The sequence below is a fragment of the Terribacillus sp. FSL K6-0262 genome (assembly GCF_037977385.1).
In the GTDB taxonomy this organism is placed as follows: domain Bacteria; phylum Bacillota; class Bacilli; order Bacillales; family Amphibacillaceae; genus Terribacillus.
The window spans coordinates 2,840,423-2,859,015 of record NZ_CP150277.1 but is presented as its reverse complement, the minus strand read 5'-3'; the positions used below and the strand labels follow the sequence as shown (position 1 = coordinate 2,859,015).

The 18,593-nt window shown below is 48.8% G+C and carries 16 protein-coding genes; 3 read left to right on the top strand and 13 right to left on the bottom strand.

The annotated features are described in order from the left end of the window. Window positions 1-18: 18 nt before the first annotated feature. The 4 genes from mdh to MHI54_RS14555 form a co-directional block, all read right to left on the bottom strand. Window positions 19-957 (bottom strand): malate dehydrogenase, encoded by a 939-nt coding sequence (gene mdh, locus MHI54_RS14570; protein WP_340081959.1) that lies wholly within the window; start codon window positions 955-957, stop codon window positions 19-21. Between the two features lie 21 nt (window positions 958-978). Beyond that, window positions 979-2,250 (bottom strand): NADP-dependent isocitrate dehydrogenase, encoded by a 1,272-nt coding sequence (icd, locus tag MHI54_RS14565; RefSeq protein ID WP_095215671.1) that lies wholly within the window; start codon window positions 2,248-2,250, stop codon window positions 979-981. A 74-nt stretch (window positions 2,251-2,324) separates the two neighbouring features. Then, on the bottom strand, window positions 2,325-3,443 hold the full coding sequence (gene citZ / locus MHI54_RS14560; protein ID WP_340081958.1) for a citrate synthase: 1,119 nt from the start codon (window positions 3,441-3,443) through the stop codon (window positions 2,325-2,327). A gap of 173 nt (window positions 3,444-3,616) precedes the next feature. Next, the gene (locus MHI54_RS14555; protein WP_340081957.1) at window positions 3,617-4,081 is read right to left on the bottom strand and encodes a DUF441 domain-containing protein; all 465 of its coding nucleotides are present in this window, start codon (window positions 4,079-4,081) and stop codon (window positions 3,617-3,619) included. 47 nt (window positions 4,082-4,128) lie between these two features. Here MHI54_RS14555 and ytvI point away from each other — a divergent pair, with 47 nt between their 5' ends. Next, window positions 4,129-5,247, top strand: coding sequence for a sporulation integral membrane protein YtvI (gene ytvI / locus MHI54_RS14550; protein WP_340081956.1), 1,119 nt, complete (start codon window positions 4,129-4,131; stop codon window positions 5,245-5,247). Here the strand turns inward: ytvI and MHI54_RS14545 are convergent. The 7 genes from MHI54_RS14545 to dnaE all read right to left on the bottom strand — a co-directional run bounded on the left by MHI54_RS14545 (window position 5,244) and on the right by dnaE (window position 15,245). After that, window positions 5,244-5,636 carry an FxsA family protein gene (locus tag MHI54_RS14545; RefSeq protein WP_095215675.1) on the bottom strand — a complete coding sequence of 131 codons (393 nt, stop codon included), beginning with the start codon at window positions 5,634-5,636 and terminating at the stop codon, window positions 5,244-5,246. The two genes, ytvI and MHI54_RS14545, sit on opposite strands and share 4 nt — an antisense overlap. A 99-nt stretch (window positions 5,637-5,735) precedes the next feature. Then, window positions 5,736-7,496 (bottom strand): pyruvate kinase, encoded by a 1,761-nt coding sequence (gene pyk, locus MHI54_RS14540; RefSeq protein ID WP_095215676.1) that lies wholly within the window; start codon window positions 7,494-7,496, stop codon window positions 5,736-5,738. 33 nt (window positions 7,497-7,529) lie between these two features. Further along, entirely contained in the window at window positions 7,530-8,489 is a 960-nt protein-coding gene (gene pfkA, locus MHI54_RS14535) for a 6-phosphofructokinase (RefSeq protein ID WP_095215677.1), read from the bottom strand. Between the two features lie 185 nt (window positions 8,490-8,674). After that, window positions 8,675-9,628, bottom strand: coding sequence for an acetyl-CoA carboxylase carboxyl transferase subunit alpha (accA, locus tag MHI54_RS14530; RefSeq protein ID WP_340081955.1), 954 nt, complete (start codon window positions 9,626-9,628; stop codon window positions 8,675-8,677). Continuing rightward, window positions 9,625-10,482 carry an acetyl-CoA carboxylase, carboxyltransferase subunit beta gene (gene accD, locus MHI54_RS14525; RefSeq protein ID WP_340081954.1) on the bottom strand — a complete coding sequence of 286 codons (858 nt, stop codon included), beginning with the start codon at window positions 10,480-10,482 and terminating at the stop codon, window positions 9,625-9,627. Before accD ends, accA begins: the two co-directional genes overlap by 4 nt. 154 nt (window positions 10,483-10,636) lie before the next feature. Then, the gene (locus MHI54_RS14520; protein ID WP_340081953.1) at window positions 10,637-11,875 is read right to left on the bottom strand and encodes a malic enzyme-like NAD(P)-binding protein; all 1,239 of its coding nucleotides are present in this window, start codon (window positions 11,873-11,875) and stop codon (window positions 10,637-10,639) included. Window positions 11,876-11,969: 94 nt separating this feature from the next. Then, window positions 11,970-15,245 carry a DNA polymerase III subunit alpha gene (gene dnaE, locus MHI54_RS14515; RefSeq protein WP_340081952.1) on the bottom strand — a complete coding sequence of 1,092 codons (3,276 nt, stop codon included), beginning with the start codon at window positions 15,243-15,245 and terminating at the stop codon, window positions 11,970-11,972. A gap of 126 nt (window positions 15,246-15,371) precedes the next feature. On the opposite strand from dnaE, the gene MHI54_RS14510 reads away from it, so the two are divergent. Both MHI54_RS14510 and ytrI read left to right on the top strand, forming a co-directional pair. Next, complete coding sequence (locus MHI54_RS14510) at window positions 15,372-15,704, top strand: YtrH family sporulation protein (protein ID WP_093728189.1); 333 nt, start codon at window positions 15,372-15,374, stop codon at window positions 15,702-15,704. Continuing rightward, window positions 15,704-16,207, top strand: a complete 504-nt coding sequence (gene ytrI, locus MHI54_RS14505) for a sporulation membrane protein YtrI (RefSeq protein WP_095217291.1) — start codon at window positions 15,704-15,706, stop codon at window positions 16,205-16,207. Before MHI54_RS14510 ends, ytrI begins: the two co-directional genes overlap by 1 nt. Here ytrI and MHI54_RS14500 read toward each other — a convergent pair. After that, window positions 16,204-17,145, bottom strand: coding sequence for a bifunctional oligoribonuclease/PAP phosphatase NrnA (locus MHI54_RS14500; protein ID WP_095217292.1), 942 nt, complete (start codon window positions 17,143-17,145; stop codon window positions 16,204-16,206). The genes ytrI and MHI54_RS14500 overlap by 4 nt on opposite strands. A 20-nt stretch (window positions 17,146-17,165) precedes the next feature. After that, window positions 17,166-18,482: a DRTGG domain-containing protein gene (locus MHI54_RS14495; protein ID WP_095217293.1), complete on the bottom strand. Its 1,317-nt coding sequence runs from the start codon at window positions 18,480-18,482 to the stop codon at window positions 17,166-17,168. Between the last annotated feature and the right edge of the window lie 111 nt (window positions 18,483-18,593).

The following is an 18,593-nucleotide window of genomic DNA, read 5'->3' as shown; positions in this document are numbered from 1 at the left end:
TGGATAGGCTTTGCTATTTTATTGAAGAACACTCATGACCTTGCGTACGGATTCAACGGATTTATCAAGCTGTGCTTTCTCTTCATCCGTCAGCTCCAGCTGGATGACATCTTCCAGTCCATCGCCCCCGATGATCGTCGGCACTCCCAGGAATAGATCATTATAGCCATATTCACCCTCCAAATATGCAATGGATGGAATGACACGCCGCTGATCTTTCAGGATTGCTTCCACCATGACGAGGAGGGAAGCTGCCGGTGCATAATAAGCACTTCCGTTTCCAAGCAAGTTGACGATTTCACCGCCGCCTTTGCGTGTGCGCTCGACAATGGCTTGGAGGCGATCCTCGGGAATCAATGTTTCAAGCGGTATGCCTCCCGCATAGGAGTAGCGGATGAGCGGCACCATATCATCGCCATGTCCGCCGAGGACGAAGCCGGTGATATCTTTGACAGACAGGTTGAGCTCCTCCGCTACGAATGTGCGGAAACGTGCCGTGTCTAGCACACCGGACTGACCGATTACACGGTTGCGCGGGAAGCCTGATGTTTTGTACACCGTGTATGTCATCGCATCGACCGGGTTAGTGAGTACGACAATGATGCTGTTCGGCGAATACTTCACAATTTGTTCTGTAACGGATTTCATGATCTTGCTGTTCGTGTTCACTAGATCATCCCGGCTCATACCCGGCTTGCGGGCGATACCTGCAGTGATGACGACCACATCGGAATCCTGTGTGTCCGCATAATCCGCAGTCCCCTTCACATGTGCATCGAATCCTTGCACCGGAGATGCTTCCAGCATATCCAATGCCTTACCCTTCGTTGGGTCTTCCATGTCCGGAATGTCCACTAACACGACATCCGCCAGTTCTTTTTGAGCGATCAGGAATGCTGTTGTAGCTCCTGTGAAACCACTGCCGATTACGGATACTTTTCTGCGCTTGATTGCCATGATGATTCCTCCTTTGACACGTTAGTCCATATTTTTGATCAATTCATCACCGAACTCGGACGTCTTCACTTCTGTGGCACCGTCCATCAATCGTGCGAAATCATAAGTGACAACTTTGGATGCAATTGTCTTATCCATAGCTTTCGTGATCAAATCCGCCGCTTCCCTCCAGCCCAGGTGTTCAAGCAGCAGCACACCGGAAAGGATGACGGAAGATGGATTCACTTTGTCCAAGCCAGCATATTTCGGAGCTGTACCATGAGTCGCTTCGAAGATCGCATGACCGGTTTCATAGTTGATATTCGCCCCTGGAGCGATCCCGATTCCGCCGACTTGTGCAGCAAGTGCATCGGAAATGTAATCTCCATTCAAGTTCATCGTAGCTACTACATCGAACTCTGCAGGACGAGTCAGAATCTGCTGCAGGAAGATATCTGCAATGGCATCCTTGATGATGATCTTGCCGGCTGCTTCGGCTTCCTGCTGTGCTTTGTCAGCAGCTTCGCGGCCTTGGTCTTCAGCGATTTTATCATACTGCTGCCATGTGAATACCTTATCTCCGTATTCAGCCTCGGCCAGTTCGTAACCCCAGTTCTTGAAGGCACCCTCGGTGAATTTCATGATGTTGCCTTTATGGACCAGTGTCACACTTTTTCTGTTCTCTTGGATCGCGTAGTCAATCGCAGCGCGTACCAATCGTTTCGTACCTTCTTCGGATACAGGCTTGATGCCGATACCAGATGTTTCAGGGAAGCGAATTTTATGTACTCCCATTTCATTCTCAAGAAAATCGATGACTTTCTTCACTTCCGGTGAACCCTTCTGCCATTCGATACCAGCATAGATATCCTCCGTATTCTCACGGAAGATCACCATATCCGTATCTTCTGGTCGCTTCACGGGTGATGGAACACCCTTGAAGTAACGGACCGGACGCAAGCAAGTAAACAAATCAAGCTCTTGTCTGAGCGCCACGTTCAATGAACGGATACCGCCGCCGACCGGTGTCGTCAATGGACCTTTGATGGCAATCTTGTATTCACGGATTACATCCAATGTTTCGTTCGGGAGCCATTCGCCTGTTTTATCGAATGCTTTCTGCCCTGCATAGACTTCTTTCCATTCAATCGACTTCTCGCCTTTGTAAGCCTTATCCACTGCAGCCTCGAGTACACGGCTAGCGGCAGCCCAAATATCAGGACCTGTTCCATCTCCTTCGATGAAAGGGATGACCGGACGGTCTGGTACTTGCAACGCTCCGTTTGTTACTGTGATTTTGTTTGCTTCAGCCATGTTCGATTCCTCCTAAGGTAAAATCTGATACTCTATAAGTTTAGCAAAAATTGGCCTTTATGGTTGTAAAAAAATTAGACTCTTTCTTCAAGCGGTGTATACGCACGATGTGTTTTCCCTACGTATTCCGCACGCGGACGGATCAGACGGTTGCCTGCATACTGCTCCAGGATATGTGCAATCCATCCGGAGAAACGGCTTACCGTGAAAATAGGTGTATAAAGATCATGGTCGATCCCCAAGCTGTAATATACAGTAGCGGAATAGAAATCGACGTTAGCCGGGAGGTTCTTTTCCCGCTTGACGATATCCTCTACTTTTACGCTCATCTCGTACCATTTCGTCTGACCTGTGATCTCCGTCAGTTCACGGGACATTTCTTTCAGGAATTTCGCACGCGGATCACCAGATTTATAGACTCGATGTCCCATGCCCATGATTTTTTCCTTGTTGGCGAATTTCTTCTCAAGGAAGGCTTCCACATTGTCGATGTCTCCGATTTCAAACAGCATTTCCATCACTGCCTCGTTCGCGCCTCCATGGAGCGGACCCTTCAAGGCACCGATTGCAGCCGTCAGGCCGGAATACATATCGGACAATGTTCCCACACATACGCGCGCTGTGAATGTAGACGCATTCAGCTCATGGTCTGCATGAAGCACCAGCGCCTTATTCATCGCTTCGACCTCGATGTCCTTCGGCTCTTTCTCATTGAACATATACAAGAAATTCGCAGCGTAGCTGTAATCTTCCCTAGGTGCCACCGGTTCCTGACCGGAACGCAGGCGGGAAAATGCCGCTACCAGTGTCGCGATCTGCGCCTGAAGACGGATTGCCTTTTTGGCATTCGCTTCCGGCGTATTCACTTCTGCATCTTCATCATACAAACCGAGCAGGGATACAGCCGTGCGGAGTGCCGCCATCGGGTGAACCGCTTTCAAATCACATGATCTCAAATGTTCGATGACCGGCTCAGGAAGCTTAGCCTGCGCAGCCAATTCCCCTCTTAGCTGGGCAAGCTGCTCCTCAGTCGGCAGCTCATCATGCCATAACAAATAAATTACTTCCTCGAAACTGGAATTACTAGCAAGATCATCGATGCTATAGCCTGCATAAGTCAACTGATCGTCAATGATCGAGCTGATCTTGGATTCTGCAGCAACAACACCTTCAAGCCCCTTAACTACTGCCATGTTAATCTCTCCCCTTTAGTAAAAGTCAAAACGCTAACATGTGTAATAAAAACTTCAAGTTGCTAGATATTTGAGTGAAGCACTTTCATTATAAACATAATATTTGAGTTTGTGAAATGAAAACGTTTTAATTTTTTTGTTTTCTTTATTATTTGATTATTATCAAATTTTTGTCATTTTGTAAATAGTCCGATGATCTGAAGCACCATATAAGCGATTCCCGCTCCGATCAGCGGTCCTACTGCCACGCCGTTCAATAGCACCACTGCAAGGATCGTTCCGATGACGAGCGCCACTGTCACCTGCGGATCCGTAGACATCAGATTGACGCCATATTTGCCGAGCACCGCCACCAGGATACCTGCTGCCAAGGCTATCCATGCATAATATGACTTCACACTCGCATATAAATCCTTGAACCCGATTTCACCGTTTGCTATGGGGACAAGCACCGCAATCGTAAGAACGGTTATCCCGATACTCAATCCTTTCGAAGCAAGGAAGGGGAACAGTTTATCATCCAGCTGCAGGACTTTGATACCGAGCAGGATGTATGCTGCGATTGTAATGGATTGGTTCTTACCGACGATTCCCAAGATAAGTATGATTACTAAAAATAATGATGATGTATTTAACAAAATTTATTCCTCCAAACTTTCTATACGACGATAAAGGATGTGGGCCCATGCAAATGACAACTCTTCACCAGCTGCTGCGATTATGCATCGTACTGGGATCGACTGCCGGCAGTATTGCAATCATTCTGCTGGCCGCTCCTTATGTATATCCATTTATCATCTCTCTCATCCTCGCCATCCTGATGAATCCAGCTGTCCGCTTGATCGAACGGAAGACAGCCCTGAACAGGACGGCTGCTGTCGGGCTTATCTTACTAATTTTTTTGGGGTTATGCCTTGGCGGACTTGCATTGGCAGTGAATGAAATCGCTCAAGGAGCTGCCTATCTAGCCAAGACCGTACCCGTTCATTTCAGCGATTTTGTAAACTATGTACAAAGACTCGCGGAATTATATATTGTTCCTTATTATGAGCGGCTGATGTCTTTCCAGCAGGATTTGAATCCCGGCCAGCAAGAAGCTTTGGATGAGAATCTCCAAGCTGTCATCCAGCATCTTTCCTCTACTCTCGGTGAAGGAATCCAAGCAGCACTGGAAGCTGTCCCGATGCTGATCGGCAAGGCTCCGCTTTATATAAGCGTCTGTATTTTTGCCTTGCTTGGGACTTTTTTCATTTGTAAGGATTGGGAGAAAATCACGGTATATCTTGATCGTTTTCTCCCTGCCTTACTGCTGACCTCCACCAGACAAGTAGGGAAAGGCTTGATGAGGGCTTGTATAGGCTTCCTCAAAGCACAAGCCCTGCTGCTGATCCTGACATTCGTCATCATGTGTTCAGGCTTTGCTGTGCTTCGTATCGAGCACCCGATTGCTACGGCCTTCTTTATTTCCCTGATCGATGTCGTGCCTTATTTGGGAACTGGCATTGTCTTCGTCCCTTGGATCCTATACAGCTTCCTGTCGGGGAACTTTTCTTTGACGATAGGACTAGCTGTGCTGTACCTTGTAATCGTGCTGCAGCGGCAGCTCATGGAACCAAACCTATTGTCCATCCAGATCGGGCTGCATCCGCTGGCAACACTGATTGCCGTCTTTGCCGGCTTTCAGCTATTGGGTTTTATCGGCCTTCTCGCCGGACCAGTGCTGCTGGTAGTCTTGCACACGCTGCACCATACCGGCGTCTTGCGCATCCTCTGGAAGTATATCAAATACGGCAATCAGCATTAGCGGCGGTATACTCGGATGGTATTTTTCGAAATCAGCCGCATGAGCAGTGCCTGCACCCAATAACGAAGCCTTTTACGGGTAAACGGCAGCAGAAACAAAAGGCCAATCAGATCGCTGAAAAAACCAGGCAGCAATAATAGAAATCCGCCAATGAGTATACATGTTCCATTGAGCAGTTCTTCCGTCGGCGGCTGGCCGTTCTGCATTTGCTCCCTGGCCCTTCTATACGTCTGGATTCCTTCGCGGCGTGCCAGGGCCACCCCAAGCAGACCCGTCGCTATGATAAGAAGGAACAGCCAAAGAAAACCGATTTTCAAACCAGCCCAGATGAAAAATGTTATTTCAATGGCTGGAAATAAAATAAACAGGAAAAGTAACGCTTTTTTCATACGCAACGCTCCATTGGTCAGAATAGCTTTAGTTTAACACAGCCCTATGGTAAATAAAAAAAGAGAGGGTATCGAGACCCTCTCCTTCACACTTAGCTCTTATAGGACGCTGGCATGTCCATCGTAAATATCGCCTTTGGCTGCATCGACTGTTACCAATGCGCCATCAGTGACCTTTGTTGTCGCTTCCGGCACGCCTACTACGACCGGAATGCCAAGGCTTAGACCGACAACCGCTGCGTGGGATGTCAAGCCGCCTTCTTCCACGATCAGTCCGCCTGCTTTCTCGATGGCAGGCATCATGTCTTTATCCGTACCGTATGTCACAAGGATATCTCCTTGCTGTACAAGACGCTGTGCTTCATCAGCATCCTTCGCCACGACGGCTTTACCGTAGACACTGCCTTTTCCGATTCCTTGGCCTTTGGCAAGGATATCGCCGATTACATGGACTTTCATCAAGTTGGTCGTTCCAGTTTCACCTACCGGTACACCTGCAGCGATGATGATGCGGTCGCCGCGTTTGAACAAATCAGTAGATAAACCAGTATCGACTGCCAGATCCAGCATATCATCCGTAGATTCCACACGTTCACCAGTAATCGCTTGAACACCCCAAACAAGGGAAAGTCTGCGATTTGTCGCTTCATCGAATGTAACCGCCACGATTGGGGCTTTCGGACGATACTTGGAGATCATCTTCGCAGTATAGCCGCTTGAAGTAGCTGTCACGATTGCACTGACACTCAAGTTGATGGCAGTATGGCCGACAGACTGGCTGATTGCGTCTGTAATCGTCATATCACTTGCTTTTGAGCGCTCGTCAAGGATCGCTTTATGATCAAGTGCAGTTTCTGCTTTACGTGCAATATTATTCATCGTACGTACTGCTTCGACAGGGTAGTTACCGGCTGCTGTTTCACCGGAAAGCATGATTGCATCCGTTCCATCGAAGATCGCATTGGCAACGTCGGACGCTTCCGCACGTGTCGGGCGCGGGTTGCGCTGCATGCTGTCAAGCATTTGGGTAGCCGTGATAACTGGTTTGCCAGCGATGTTGCAGCGCTTGATCATTTCCTTTTGTGCCAAAGGTACATCTTCAGCAGGGATTTCGACACCAAGGTCGCCACGTGCAACCATCAGACCATCACTCACCTGAAGGATTGCATCCAGGTTATCGAAGCCTTCTTGGTTTTCGATTTTCGGAATGATTTGGATATGGCCAGCTTCATGCTTCTCAAGCAATTCACGGATTTCCAGCACATCGGATGGGCGTCTTACGAAGGAAGCAGCGATGAAATCGATGCCTTGTTCGATTCCGAACTCGATGTCGTTTGCATCCTTTTCTGTGATACCCGGAAGGTTTACACTGACACCAGGTACATTGACACCTTTTTTGTTTTTAAGCAAACCGGAGTTCAATGCTCTAGTTTTGATTTCATTATTCGCTTTATCGATATCCAATACTTCCAATTCGATCAAGCCATCATCCAATAGAAACTTCGATCCGACATGCACATCATTGATCAAGCCTGGATACGTTACAGAGAATCTCTCTTTGGAACCTTCCATTTCGTTCATGCTGACAAAGATCTCGTCGCCTTTTTCAATGTTCGCTTCGCCGCCTTGCAGGACACCAGTACGAATCTCGGGACCTTTTGTATCCAAAAGGATAGCGACTGTTTTGCCAGTGCGTTTTGAAGCTTCGCGAATGTTCTTGATGCGAGCGCCGTGCTCCTCGAAATCCCCATGGGAGAAGTTGAGGCGCGCGACATTCATGCCTGCCTCGATTAGCTGAACCAGTGTTTCTACGGACTCGGACGCCGGTCCGATTGTACATACGATTTTTGTCTTTCTCATTTTGAGAATCCTCCTTCAGTAGTGCAACAACTATTAGATCGATAATTCCTGTGATAGCTTGTACATATCCAGGTCGATTTCGTGTTTCCGGTCTAAGATTTCCAGGATATCATGGTCCACAAGTTTATTATTCTGGATTCCTACCATGCGTCCGGATTTGCCTTCGAGCAGAAGATCGACAGCTTTTGCACCAAGACGGCTTGCAAGCACCCGATCATTCGCAGTAGGCGATCCGCCCCTTTGCACATGCCCCAGAATAGTGACCCTTGTATCCATATTCGTTGCTTCTTCGATGCGTTTGCCGAACTCGAATCCACTGCCGACTCCTTCTGCAACGATGATGATACTATGTTTCTTGCCCCGTTCCTGACCCCGCTTCAGACGTTCGATCACGTCATTGAAATCCGTCGGCTGTTCCGGGATCAGGATGCTTTCGGCACCGTCCGCAAGCCCTGCCCACAGGGCAATATCCCCTGCATGGCGGCCCATGACCTCGACTACATATGTGCGCTCGTGGCTTGTGGCAGTATCGCGGATTTTATCGATGGCTTCAATTACAGTATTCAATGCCGTATCAAAACCGATCGTAAAATCGGTACCCGGGATATCGTTGTCGATCGTTCCCGGCACGCCGATGCAAGGATAACCTTTTTTAGTCAGTTTCTCTGCTCCGCGGAAAGAACCGTCGCCGCCGATCACCACCAACCCTTCGATGCCGAAGCGTTTCAGCTGTTCGATGCCTTTATCCTGTCCTTCATCGGTTTTGAATTGTTCGCAGCGTGCTGTGTGCAGCATCGTTCCGCCGCGCTGGATGATATCACCGACAGAGCCAAGATCCAACTGCTTGATATTTCCATCAATCAGCCCTTGGTAGCCATTGTATATGCCATACACTTCCAAATCATGATAAATAGCCTTCCTTACGACAGAACGAATTGCCGCGTTCATGCCTGGAGAGTCCCCTCCGCTTGTCAGAACACCTATCTTTTTCATGCGCTCACCTCTAGACAATTTCGATTATAGAACTTTTATACCCTCTCAAAGATAATCCTTATCCAACTTATTATCAAATAAAAACATATAATTTTCTTATTAAAAAAAGTAAGAGAAAAGAATTCCGCAAAAAGCCTATGTAAATCGTTTACAGAAGCGGAAGATGAAGTCAATCGGCCGGCTGCTTATTCAGCATACGAACCGATTTTATTATATTTTTCCCATCTTTGTTCCAGTAATACTTGCTTGTCCAGCTTTTCCAATTCAGCAAGCTGCTCCGCAATCACTTGATCCACGAGTTCAGCCTGCGCTTGGAGATCCCGATGGGCGCCGCCGCGGATTTCCGGGATGATGCCATCAATTACTCCCAGCTCCTTAAGGTCAGGGGCCGTGATCTTGAGCTTTTCAGCAGCTTCCTTCGCTTTTCCGCCATCCTTCCACAGGATGGAGGCTGCGCCTTCCGGTGAAATGACAGAGAATGTGGAATTCTCCAGCATAAGCAGGCGATCGCCGACACCAAGTGCCAATGCACCGCCGCTGCCGCCTTCCCCGATAACGATGCAAATGATCGGTACTTCGAAGCCGGCCATCTCCATCAGGTTGCGGGCAATCGCTTCACTTTGCCCGCGTTCTTCTGCGGCACGGCCCGGGAAAGCTCCCTTCGTGTCGATGAAGCAAATGATCGGACGGCCGAATTTGGCAGCCTGCTGCATATGACGAGCCGCTTTGCGGAAGCCTTCTGGATGAGGCATGCCGAAATTACGGCGAATATTCTCTTTCGTCGTTTTGCCCCGCTGATGGCCGACAACCGTGACTGGGCGGCCTTTATATTTGGCGATTCCTGCGACAATCGCTGCATCATCGCCATAATAGCGATCTCCATGGAACTCCAGGAAATCCGTGAAAAGGTGCCCGACATAATCAAGCGTCGTCGGACGCTCTGCATGCCTTGCCATTTGGACACGATCCCAAGGCTTGAGATTCGTATAAATATCGTTTTCCAGTTTTTCCAGCCGCGTTTCCAGCTTGACGATTTCTTCCGTCAAGTCAAGATCGCTTTCCTTCGTGAACTTCTTCAGTTCCGCAATCTTCTCGCGCAGAGCGATGACTGGCTTCTCGAATTCCAATATTTGTTTCATGATACGTTTCCTCCTGCTTGATGGATATCGAGGATCGTGGTCAGGTATTTTTTCATATCATGGCGATTGATGACAGCATCAAGCTGCCCATGCTCCAATAGAAATTCCGCAGTCTGGAAGTCCTCCGGCAATTTCTCCCGAATCGTTTCCTCTACAACACGTCTTCCGGCAAACCCGATCAACGCACCAGGCTCTGCAAAGTTGTAATCGCCTAATGAGGCAAAGCTTGCAGATACTCCCCCATATGTAGGGTTCGTCATGACAGAAATCATCAATCCGCCTGCGTCGCGGAAACGCTGCACAGCAGCAGACGTCTTCGCCATCTGCATCAGACTCAAGGCACCTTCTTGCATTCTGGCTCCGCCGGATGCGGTGAAGATGATGAATGGAATGTTCGCCTCGCGTGCTCTTTCGATTGCACGTGCGATTTTTTCCCCGACTACGGACCCCATGCTGGCCATCCTGAATCGTGAGTCCATCACCGCAAAGGCAGTACGAAAACCATTGATTGTTCCTTCACCAGTCACAACAGCTTCTTTTAAGCTGGTTTTTAGCTGATCCTTCTCCAATTTTTGCAGATAGCTTGGGAATTCCAGCGGATTGCCGGTTGTTAAGTCTGTGTCATATTCCATAAATGAACCTTCATCGAACAAGCTGTTTATTCGCTCGTCAGAAGGCAATTGATGATGGTGGCCGCAGTTCGGGCACACATACAATTGCTTTCTCATCTCTTCTCGGTAGTAGATCTTTCCACAGTCCGAGCATTTGAGCATGAGTCCTTCAGGAATATCCTGCTTCGCCTCTCCATTGGGCTTGGAAGCATGTTTCTTCTTGCTAAAAAAATCTTTAAGCAAGGTAATTCCTCCTTTTGAACAAACGCATCTAACTATTTATTGTACCATCATTTCCTTGTACGTGCGCGTTAAAATTCAACTATGTAAACTCTTATAACCTGCAAAAAGCAGACAATTTCCAACTATGGAAACGTCTGCCTGCGCAGGTTGGATATCAATCTTCGTCGATGATTGTAAGCTGACGAGTCTTTTCGGCCACTTCTTCCGGATCGACCGTGATACGGTTGACGCCGGTATCCATCGCTGCTTTTGCCACTGCTTTCGCTACTGCCGGTGCAACGCGCGGATCGAATGGAGCCGGGATGACGTAATCTTCGTTCAAGTCGCTCTCATCGATCAATTCGGCAATCGCTTTGGCAGCGGCGATTTTCATTTCTTCGTTGATGCCAGTCGCGCGGACATCCAAGGCACCGCGGAAGATACCAGGGAAGGCAAGTACATTGTTCACCTGGTTCGGGAAGTCGGAACGGCCGGTTCCGATGACGCGGGCACCTGCTGCTTTCGCATCATCAGGCAGGATTTCCGGATCCGGGTTCGCCATCGCGAAGATGATCGGATCTTTTGCCATGCTGCGCACATCATCCTTGGATAATAGGTTGGCCAAAGATACCCCGATGAACACATCCGCATCCTTGATCGCATCGGACAGGCTGCCAGCCTGACGGTCGCGGTTCGTGATTTTCGCCACACGGTCTTTCATTTTGTTCATGCCCTCTGGACGGCCTTCGTAGATCATCCCTTTGGAATCACACATGATGACGTTGTTCACGCCAAGGCTGTGAAGGAGCTCGATGATCGCGATACCGGCAGCACCGGCACCGTTGGCTACGACCTTGATGTTATCAAAGCTTTTGCCGACCAATTTCAATGCATTCAGCAAACCAGCAACCGTTACGATTGCAGTACCGTGCTGATCATCGTGGAATACCGGGATATCCGTTTCAGCTTTCAAACGTTCTTCGATTTCGAAGCAGCGCGGAGCGGAGATATCTTCCAGGTTCACACCGCCGAATGTCGGCGCCATCAATTTCACGGTGCGGACGATTTCATCCACGTCGTTTGTATCCAAAACGATCGGGAAGCTGTCGACGCCTGCGAAGCTTTGGAAAAGGACGGATTTCCCTTCCATGACCGGCAGCGCTGCTTCCGGACCGATGTTGCCAAGGCCAAGCACGGCAGAGCCGTCACTGACAACCGCAACCATGTTGCCTTTCATTGTATATTCGTAGACGTCATCCTTGTTTTGGTGGATTTCCTTACAAGGCTCCGCCACACCAGGTGAATAAGCAAGGCTCAGATCCGTCGCATTGCGAACCGGGATCTTCGACTTCATTGTCAGTTTCCCTTTGTTTTCACGGTGTATTTTCAATGCATCTTCTCGTAGATTGGACATATTTTATCATCCTTTGTGTAATTTATGACATGACGGTCTGTGCAGACGTTTACTCATTATAGGGACATCTTTCAGCTCTGTAAAGGAAGGCGAATCATCCATGACCCGACACAGCGACATTCTCCTTGCCGAAACGCTTCCTTAGCTCTCCCAGGGTCCGTTGATTCAGCTCAAGATGATATGCTTCGGAAAGCTGATAGCTTTTACGCGTCTCCTTGTGGACCACAATGACTGGAACATTGCCTGGATGCTGCTTGGAGCATTCACGGACTATTTCAAGAACTTCCTCTTCATCGATATCATCATACCTGATGAAAAGCCGCTCCTTGCTATGTTCAAGCATATCTTCCCGGAATTGCCGCCCTTCCTGTAAAATCAGCTGTCTTTCCCCATTTCTTTCCTCCAGCCTGCCGGTCAAATCAAGCAGTGCTTCTTCTTCCAGGAAACGGCCGACCTGCCGATGCAAATCCGGAAATACAACAGCTTCCATTTCACCGGTTTCGTCACCGAGAGTGAGGAACGCCATCGGCTGTCCCTTTTTGGTCCTGATGGTCCGCTGGTGAAGCAGGACAGCAGCCAATCGCACTTGTTTTTTCAATGGCAGCGTTTCAAGCTGCTGTATTGTAATATGACCACTGCTGCGGAGATCACCCCGATAGCTTGCGAGTGGATGGCTGGAAATATACAAGCCCAGAACTTCTTTTTCGTGCCTTAATGTCTTCATCGGCGAAAAGGGCTCCTGCTCGGCATAAGCAGCTTCGAATTCCACTTCCCCCAACAGCGACGGCTGCTCGTACAATTCCTTGAACAGTTCCGCCTGCTCCATCGCATTGTCTATCGTAGCCAGGACTGCAGCTCTGTTATCATTCATATCATCGAAGGCACCGGCTAAAACGAGCTGCTCCAATGCCGATTTATTCAAGGAGACCCGAATGCAGAAATCGAAGAGATGCTTGAACGGACCGTCTTTTCGAGCCTGTATGATAGCTCGGGCCACTTGGGCCCCAATGCCCTTGATCGCCAGCAAGCCCATCCTGATGTTCTTGTTCTCTACCGTATATTTACCGAAGCTTTTATTGATGGACGGACCCAAAACCTTAATACCGCTGTCAGCAGCTTCCCGCATATACTGACGGATTTTCTCAGGCTGGTTTGCAACGCCGCTCATCAATTCAGCAAAAAAGTTAGCAGGGAAATGCGCCTTCAAATATGCCAGCTGATAGGCAAGAAAGCTATAGGCGACGGCATGGCTGCGATTGAAGCCATAGTTGGCAAACTTCACGATCCAGGAAAATACTTCCCTGGCAGTATCGGCGCTGTATCCATTTTCTATACAGCCGGATAGGAAGCGGTTTTCTTCTTTGGCCAATACATCGGCATCTTTTTTACTGACTGCCCGACGGAGCAAATCTGCCTCTCCCAGCTTATAGCCCGCCATGGAAGCGGCAATTTGCATAATTTGCTCTTGATAGACGAGCACACCATATGTTTTCTCCAAAATCGGGGTCAGATTGGCGTGTGGATAACTGATCGTTTCCTGTCCGTGCTTCCGCCGGATGAAAACGGGAATATAACTCATCGGACCCGGCCGGTACAAAGCGTTGACTGCAACGATATCTTCGAATGCAGATGGTTTCAGCTGCCGCAGCACCTGCTTCATGCCGCTTGATTCAAATTGGAACACACCATTCGTGCGCCCTTCACGGAACAGGCGGAAGGTTGCTTCATCATCAAGCGGGACGGCATCCATATCCGGCTTCTTCGGCAAGCCATTGAGGACATGATCCATCAGCGTCAAATTACGTAGACCGAGAAAATCCATCTTCAACAAACCAAGCTGTTCCAATTCCTTCATGGCAAATTGGGTCAGCGCCACCTCATCGTGCCCTGATGCAAGCGGGACTGTTTTCACTAGCGGGTCGGCGCTGATGACGATACCTGCAGCATGTGTCGATACATGACGCGGCAGCCCCTCCAGTTTGACACCGATCCGGAACAGCCGCTTCAGCTGTTCGGAATCCCTGACATAGGCTGTGAGTTCCTCCGAAGCACGCAGACCGGCAGATAAAGAGGATATATTATGCGGAATCATTTTAAGCAGATAGGCGGCATCTGCCTGCGGAATCTCCATCGTCTTGATCAACTCCCGGAGGAGAGATCGGGCGGCAAAGGTGCCGAATGTAATGATTTGCGCCACATGATCCGAGCCATATTTGCTGTGCACATAACGAATGACCTCGTCCCTGCGATAATCAGAGAAATCAATATCGATATCCGGCATGGAGATCCTTTCCGGGTTCAGGAATCGCTCGAACAAAAGATCATAGGCCAGCGGATCCACCGCGGTTATACCAAGCACATAGGCAACGAGGGATCCCGCTGCCGATCCCCTTCCCGGCCCTACCCGGATACCGTGTTCCTTCGCATAGCGGACAAAATCCCAAACGATGAGGAAGTAATCACTGAAGCCCATATCCTTGATTACGCCAAGTTCATAATCCAGTCTCTCTTTGGCATCCTGCCGATCCCTGTATAAATCCTTTAGGCGCTGCTCGCAGATTTCCCTTAAATAGGTCTCGGCATTCCTGCCGCGGGGAACCGGATATGCCGGCAAATGACGCTGGTCGAACTGCAGCTGGATTGTACAGCGCTCTGCTATGGAACCCGCTTCGAGCAGCGCCTCTTTCCATAAAGCACTATCGGAAAGCTGCTCCATTTCTTCACGGGTGCGCAAATGGTGCAGCAATCCTTGAGACGATTGTGCCGGCTCCCAGCTTGCTCCCTCCTCTATTGCAAGCAGACAATGATAGGCATCCATATCCTCTTCCTGCAAATAGCGGACATCGCCAGTAGCCGCAAAGCGAAGTGCGTGTTCGTGCTGCCAATCGGCCAGCATTCGATCATCGAGGTAACGCACTTCATCCGGACTGATACCAGCATACAGCCTCTCACCGAATATGGATCGCCATGGTTCCACCTGCAATTGGATCATCGTGTGCGTCGGGATGATGGCGATGACTCCATTCGCATATGCTTGCAGGGAAGCAAGCGGCAAGTGCGGGATTTCGTTCGTTTGAAGATATGTACTTAATTCCGCCAAATGCTGATAACCGATATCATTTTCAGCCAGCAAGAGTGTTTTCACCACCTGCCCCTCTGCCTCGATAGGAGCATGGATACCAATGATCGGCTTTATACCGGCATCCAAGCACGCTCGGTAAAACGGCACAACGCCATACATGACACTGTCATCCGTCAGTGCAAGTGCGTCAAAGCCTGCTTCTTTGGCCTTCTTTACTAGTTGTGGAATTTTAATTGTACTTTGATAGAAGCTGTAGCTGCTTCTGATTTGCAGATGCGTAAACGCCATACATCATTACCGTCCTTTTTTACACTCTCTCCATTATATACGAATTCCGACATACATTGAAATGACTAACATAACTTGTCCGCTGCTGCCATAGGGTAGAAAAAGAACATGAAAAGGAGTCTCAGCATGGAAGAACGCGTAATCATTTCAATGATGCACTGCTATTTCATCGCGCTCGGTGTAATGATCGGAGGGTGCTTCATCGGCAGCATCGGAGCCTTCGCTACCGGCGAACCGCCGCTGACCGCCATCAAACGCATCTCCAACGGCATCCGGATTTGGGCAATCATCGCTGCGATCGGAGGGACATTCGACGCTATCAGTAATTTTGAAAAAGGGATATATCAGGGAGCAACCTTTGACGTCATTAAACAGATCCTGATCATTGTCGCTGCCATGGGCGGCGTTAAAACGGCACTATTGATCATAGGATGGTTCATCCAGGAGGATATCTCCTGATGCGGATACCGCCGATTTATAAGCAAAGCGGCTGGCAGCGGTTCTTGGTTGGCTTTTTCCTTGGCGGTATCATTTCCTATTTTGTCTTTTTATTCATGTACGGGACCCTTTATGAAGACTGGGTGAAAGAAAAAGTGGAAATGGAAGGGACAATCCATGACTTGGAACGGGATATCGAAGTATTGAAGGATAATAATGAAGAAATGAATGAACTGCAGCAGGAAGGACTTCTAATCGATGAAATCACCGTTGATTTGGAAACGGATGAGAGCCTGGAGCTGGACAAACTGATTGAGCACGAGCTGAAAGAAGCAATCAAGGAGGAGGCACGGCATATGATCGGCCGCAGTGTAAACGGCGCCATCCAAAGCACCCCGTTATTGCTGGGGGCAATCGAGAATAAGGTTTATGAGGTGGACAGTTTCCGGTTCAAGGTCGCTGTCAAGCAGCTGATCATATCCGAGATCCTCTACTTGACAGTGACAGTGGAGACGGATGCTTAATTCACCTCGAAATGACGGCAGATTTCCTGCAAATCCCGCTCAAGCTTGGCAGCTTCATCCCAGCTGTAAACAGTTGCACCGGAAGCAAATACGTGGCCGCCGCCATTATACTTACCGGCCAAGCCATTGATCACAGGTCCTTTTGAGCGGACGCGCACCCGGATTTGATCTTCCTCTTCCACAAAAAAGAGCCAGGCCAGCACACCTTCGATATTGGCAATCGTACCGACAAGCTGACTCGTCTCCAAAGAAGTCACTCGGTAGGATGCCAGGATATCTTTTGTAAGGCGGATGGCACAGACACCGGTTTCATGCAAGGTAAAGTTCTGCAGGATATAACCTTGCAGTCTGGCGACATCCTGACGGGACGCATACAGTCTTTCATATAATTTCGTCCGGTCGAATGGATACTTGATCAATTCCCCTGCATAATGGAATGTCTTCTCACTCGTCGATGGGAATAAAAAGCGACCCGTGTCACCGACTATACCTGCATATAACAGCATCGCCCCCCGAGTCGTCAGCTTCAGTTCAGGATGGGATGCATACAGCTCGTATACCATTTCGCTTGTTGAACTCGCAGTTGGAACAACCCATTGGATATCTCCATAGCGGTCCACTTCCGGATGATGATCGATTTTGATGATTTCCTTGGCAAGCTTGTATCTTTGATCTGAAATACGAGGCTGGTTTGCAGCATCACAGATAATGACAAGCGCATCTTCAAATACGTTATCTGAAATCGTATCCATCTCCGCCAAAAAAGTCAAAGATGGGTCCTCATCCCCTACGATCCAAACCTGCTTATCAGGAAAGGATGCCTTGATGATTTCACCCAAGCCTCCCTGGGATCCGTATGCATCCGGATCCGGCCGGACGTGCCGCTGAATGATGATTGTGTCGTATGCTTTGATTCTTTCCAGGATTCTATCGTGCATCATATCCCCTCCATGCATGCTCAGCGATCCAATAGCTGTGCCATGAGCAGCGCCTTTGCAACTAATGTCTTCTTGTTACTATACACTTCCACATCCATTTTTGCCAGCTTCCGTCCAACCTCCAGGATACGGGGTTTGATCAGGATCGTACTATCCAGCTGGATGGGACGCAGAAAGTAGACGGATATGTTATCCACCACCATATCCCCCTTTTTCATCTTCCGGACAAAACGCCTGCTCGCTTCGGTGACGAACGTTGTCAGGACTCCGGTGGATAAGCTGCCCAGCTGATTCGTCATTTGCGGCGTCACCTTCCCTTGAAATACGATGTCCTGCTCCTCATCCTCCAGCAAATCGATTTCCCTGGTCACCAAATCTTCGATCGTTTCCCCGATTTGGGGCTGAAGCTGGATTTGCTGAAGCGCTTTAAGGACGTCCTGTCTGGAGATCAAGCCCTGCAGTTTATGCTGCTGATCGACAACAGGGATGATTTCGATACCTTCCCAAACCATCATATGTGCCGCATATGCAAGCGTGGTATGCTTTTGGACTGTCAGCGGGTTTTTCGTCATTGCTTTTGCGACTGACTGCTGCCGGTCTTTATTGATGATATCCTTTGATGTGACCATTCCCGTCACTTTTGTTGCACCATTTGTCACCGGATAGCGTGTATGTGTTGTTTCTTCATTGAATCGATACCATTTTTCGAGCGTATCGGTTTCCTGTAAATAATATGTATGCTGCAATGGCGTATATATATCTTCCACTACGATGATCTCTTTTTTGATCATCTGATCGTAAATGGCCCGGTTGATCAGTTCCGCTACCGTAAATGTGTCATAGCTCGTCGATATGACAGGCAATTCCTTTTCATCTGCCAGCCTCTTGATTCGATCATCGGTGTCAAACCCTCCTGTTATAAGGACAGCCGCTCCTTCTTTGATGGCCAGTTCATGTGCTTCGATCCGATTCCCGACAATCAGCAAGGCATCCTTTTGGGTATAGCGCATCATAGCGTCAAGCTCCATCGCACCGATGACGAATTTATTCAGAGTCTTATGCAGGCCGCCTCGGCCTCCAAGCACTTGACCATCCACGATACCGATGATTTCCGCAAAAGAAAGGCGGTCAAAATTATCCCTGATCTTAGTCTCGATCCTTACTGTCCCTACGCGTTCTATCGTACTGACAAGTCCTTTATTCTCCGCTTCTTTGATGGCGCGGTATGCCGTCCCCTCACTTACATTCAATTCCTTGGCGATTGCCCGTACGGATATCTTCCCGCCCACAGGGAGGTTCTCAATATATTTAATTATCTGGTCATGTTTTGTCGACATTCCTTCACCATGCTCTCATCTGTACTAGTCTTTATTTTTCTATTGTTATTGTACAGTTTTTACGTAAAGGTTTCAATTTCAGATGAAAAATAGCTAATCTCCTAGCAAAAT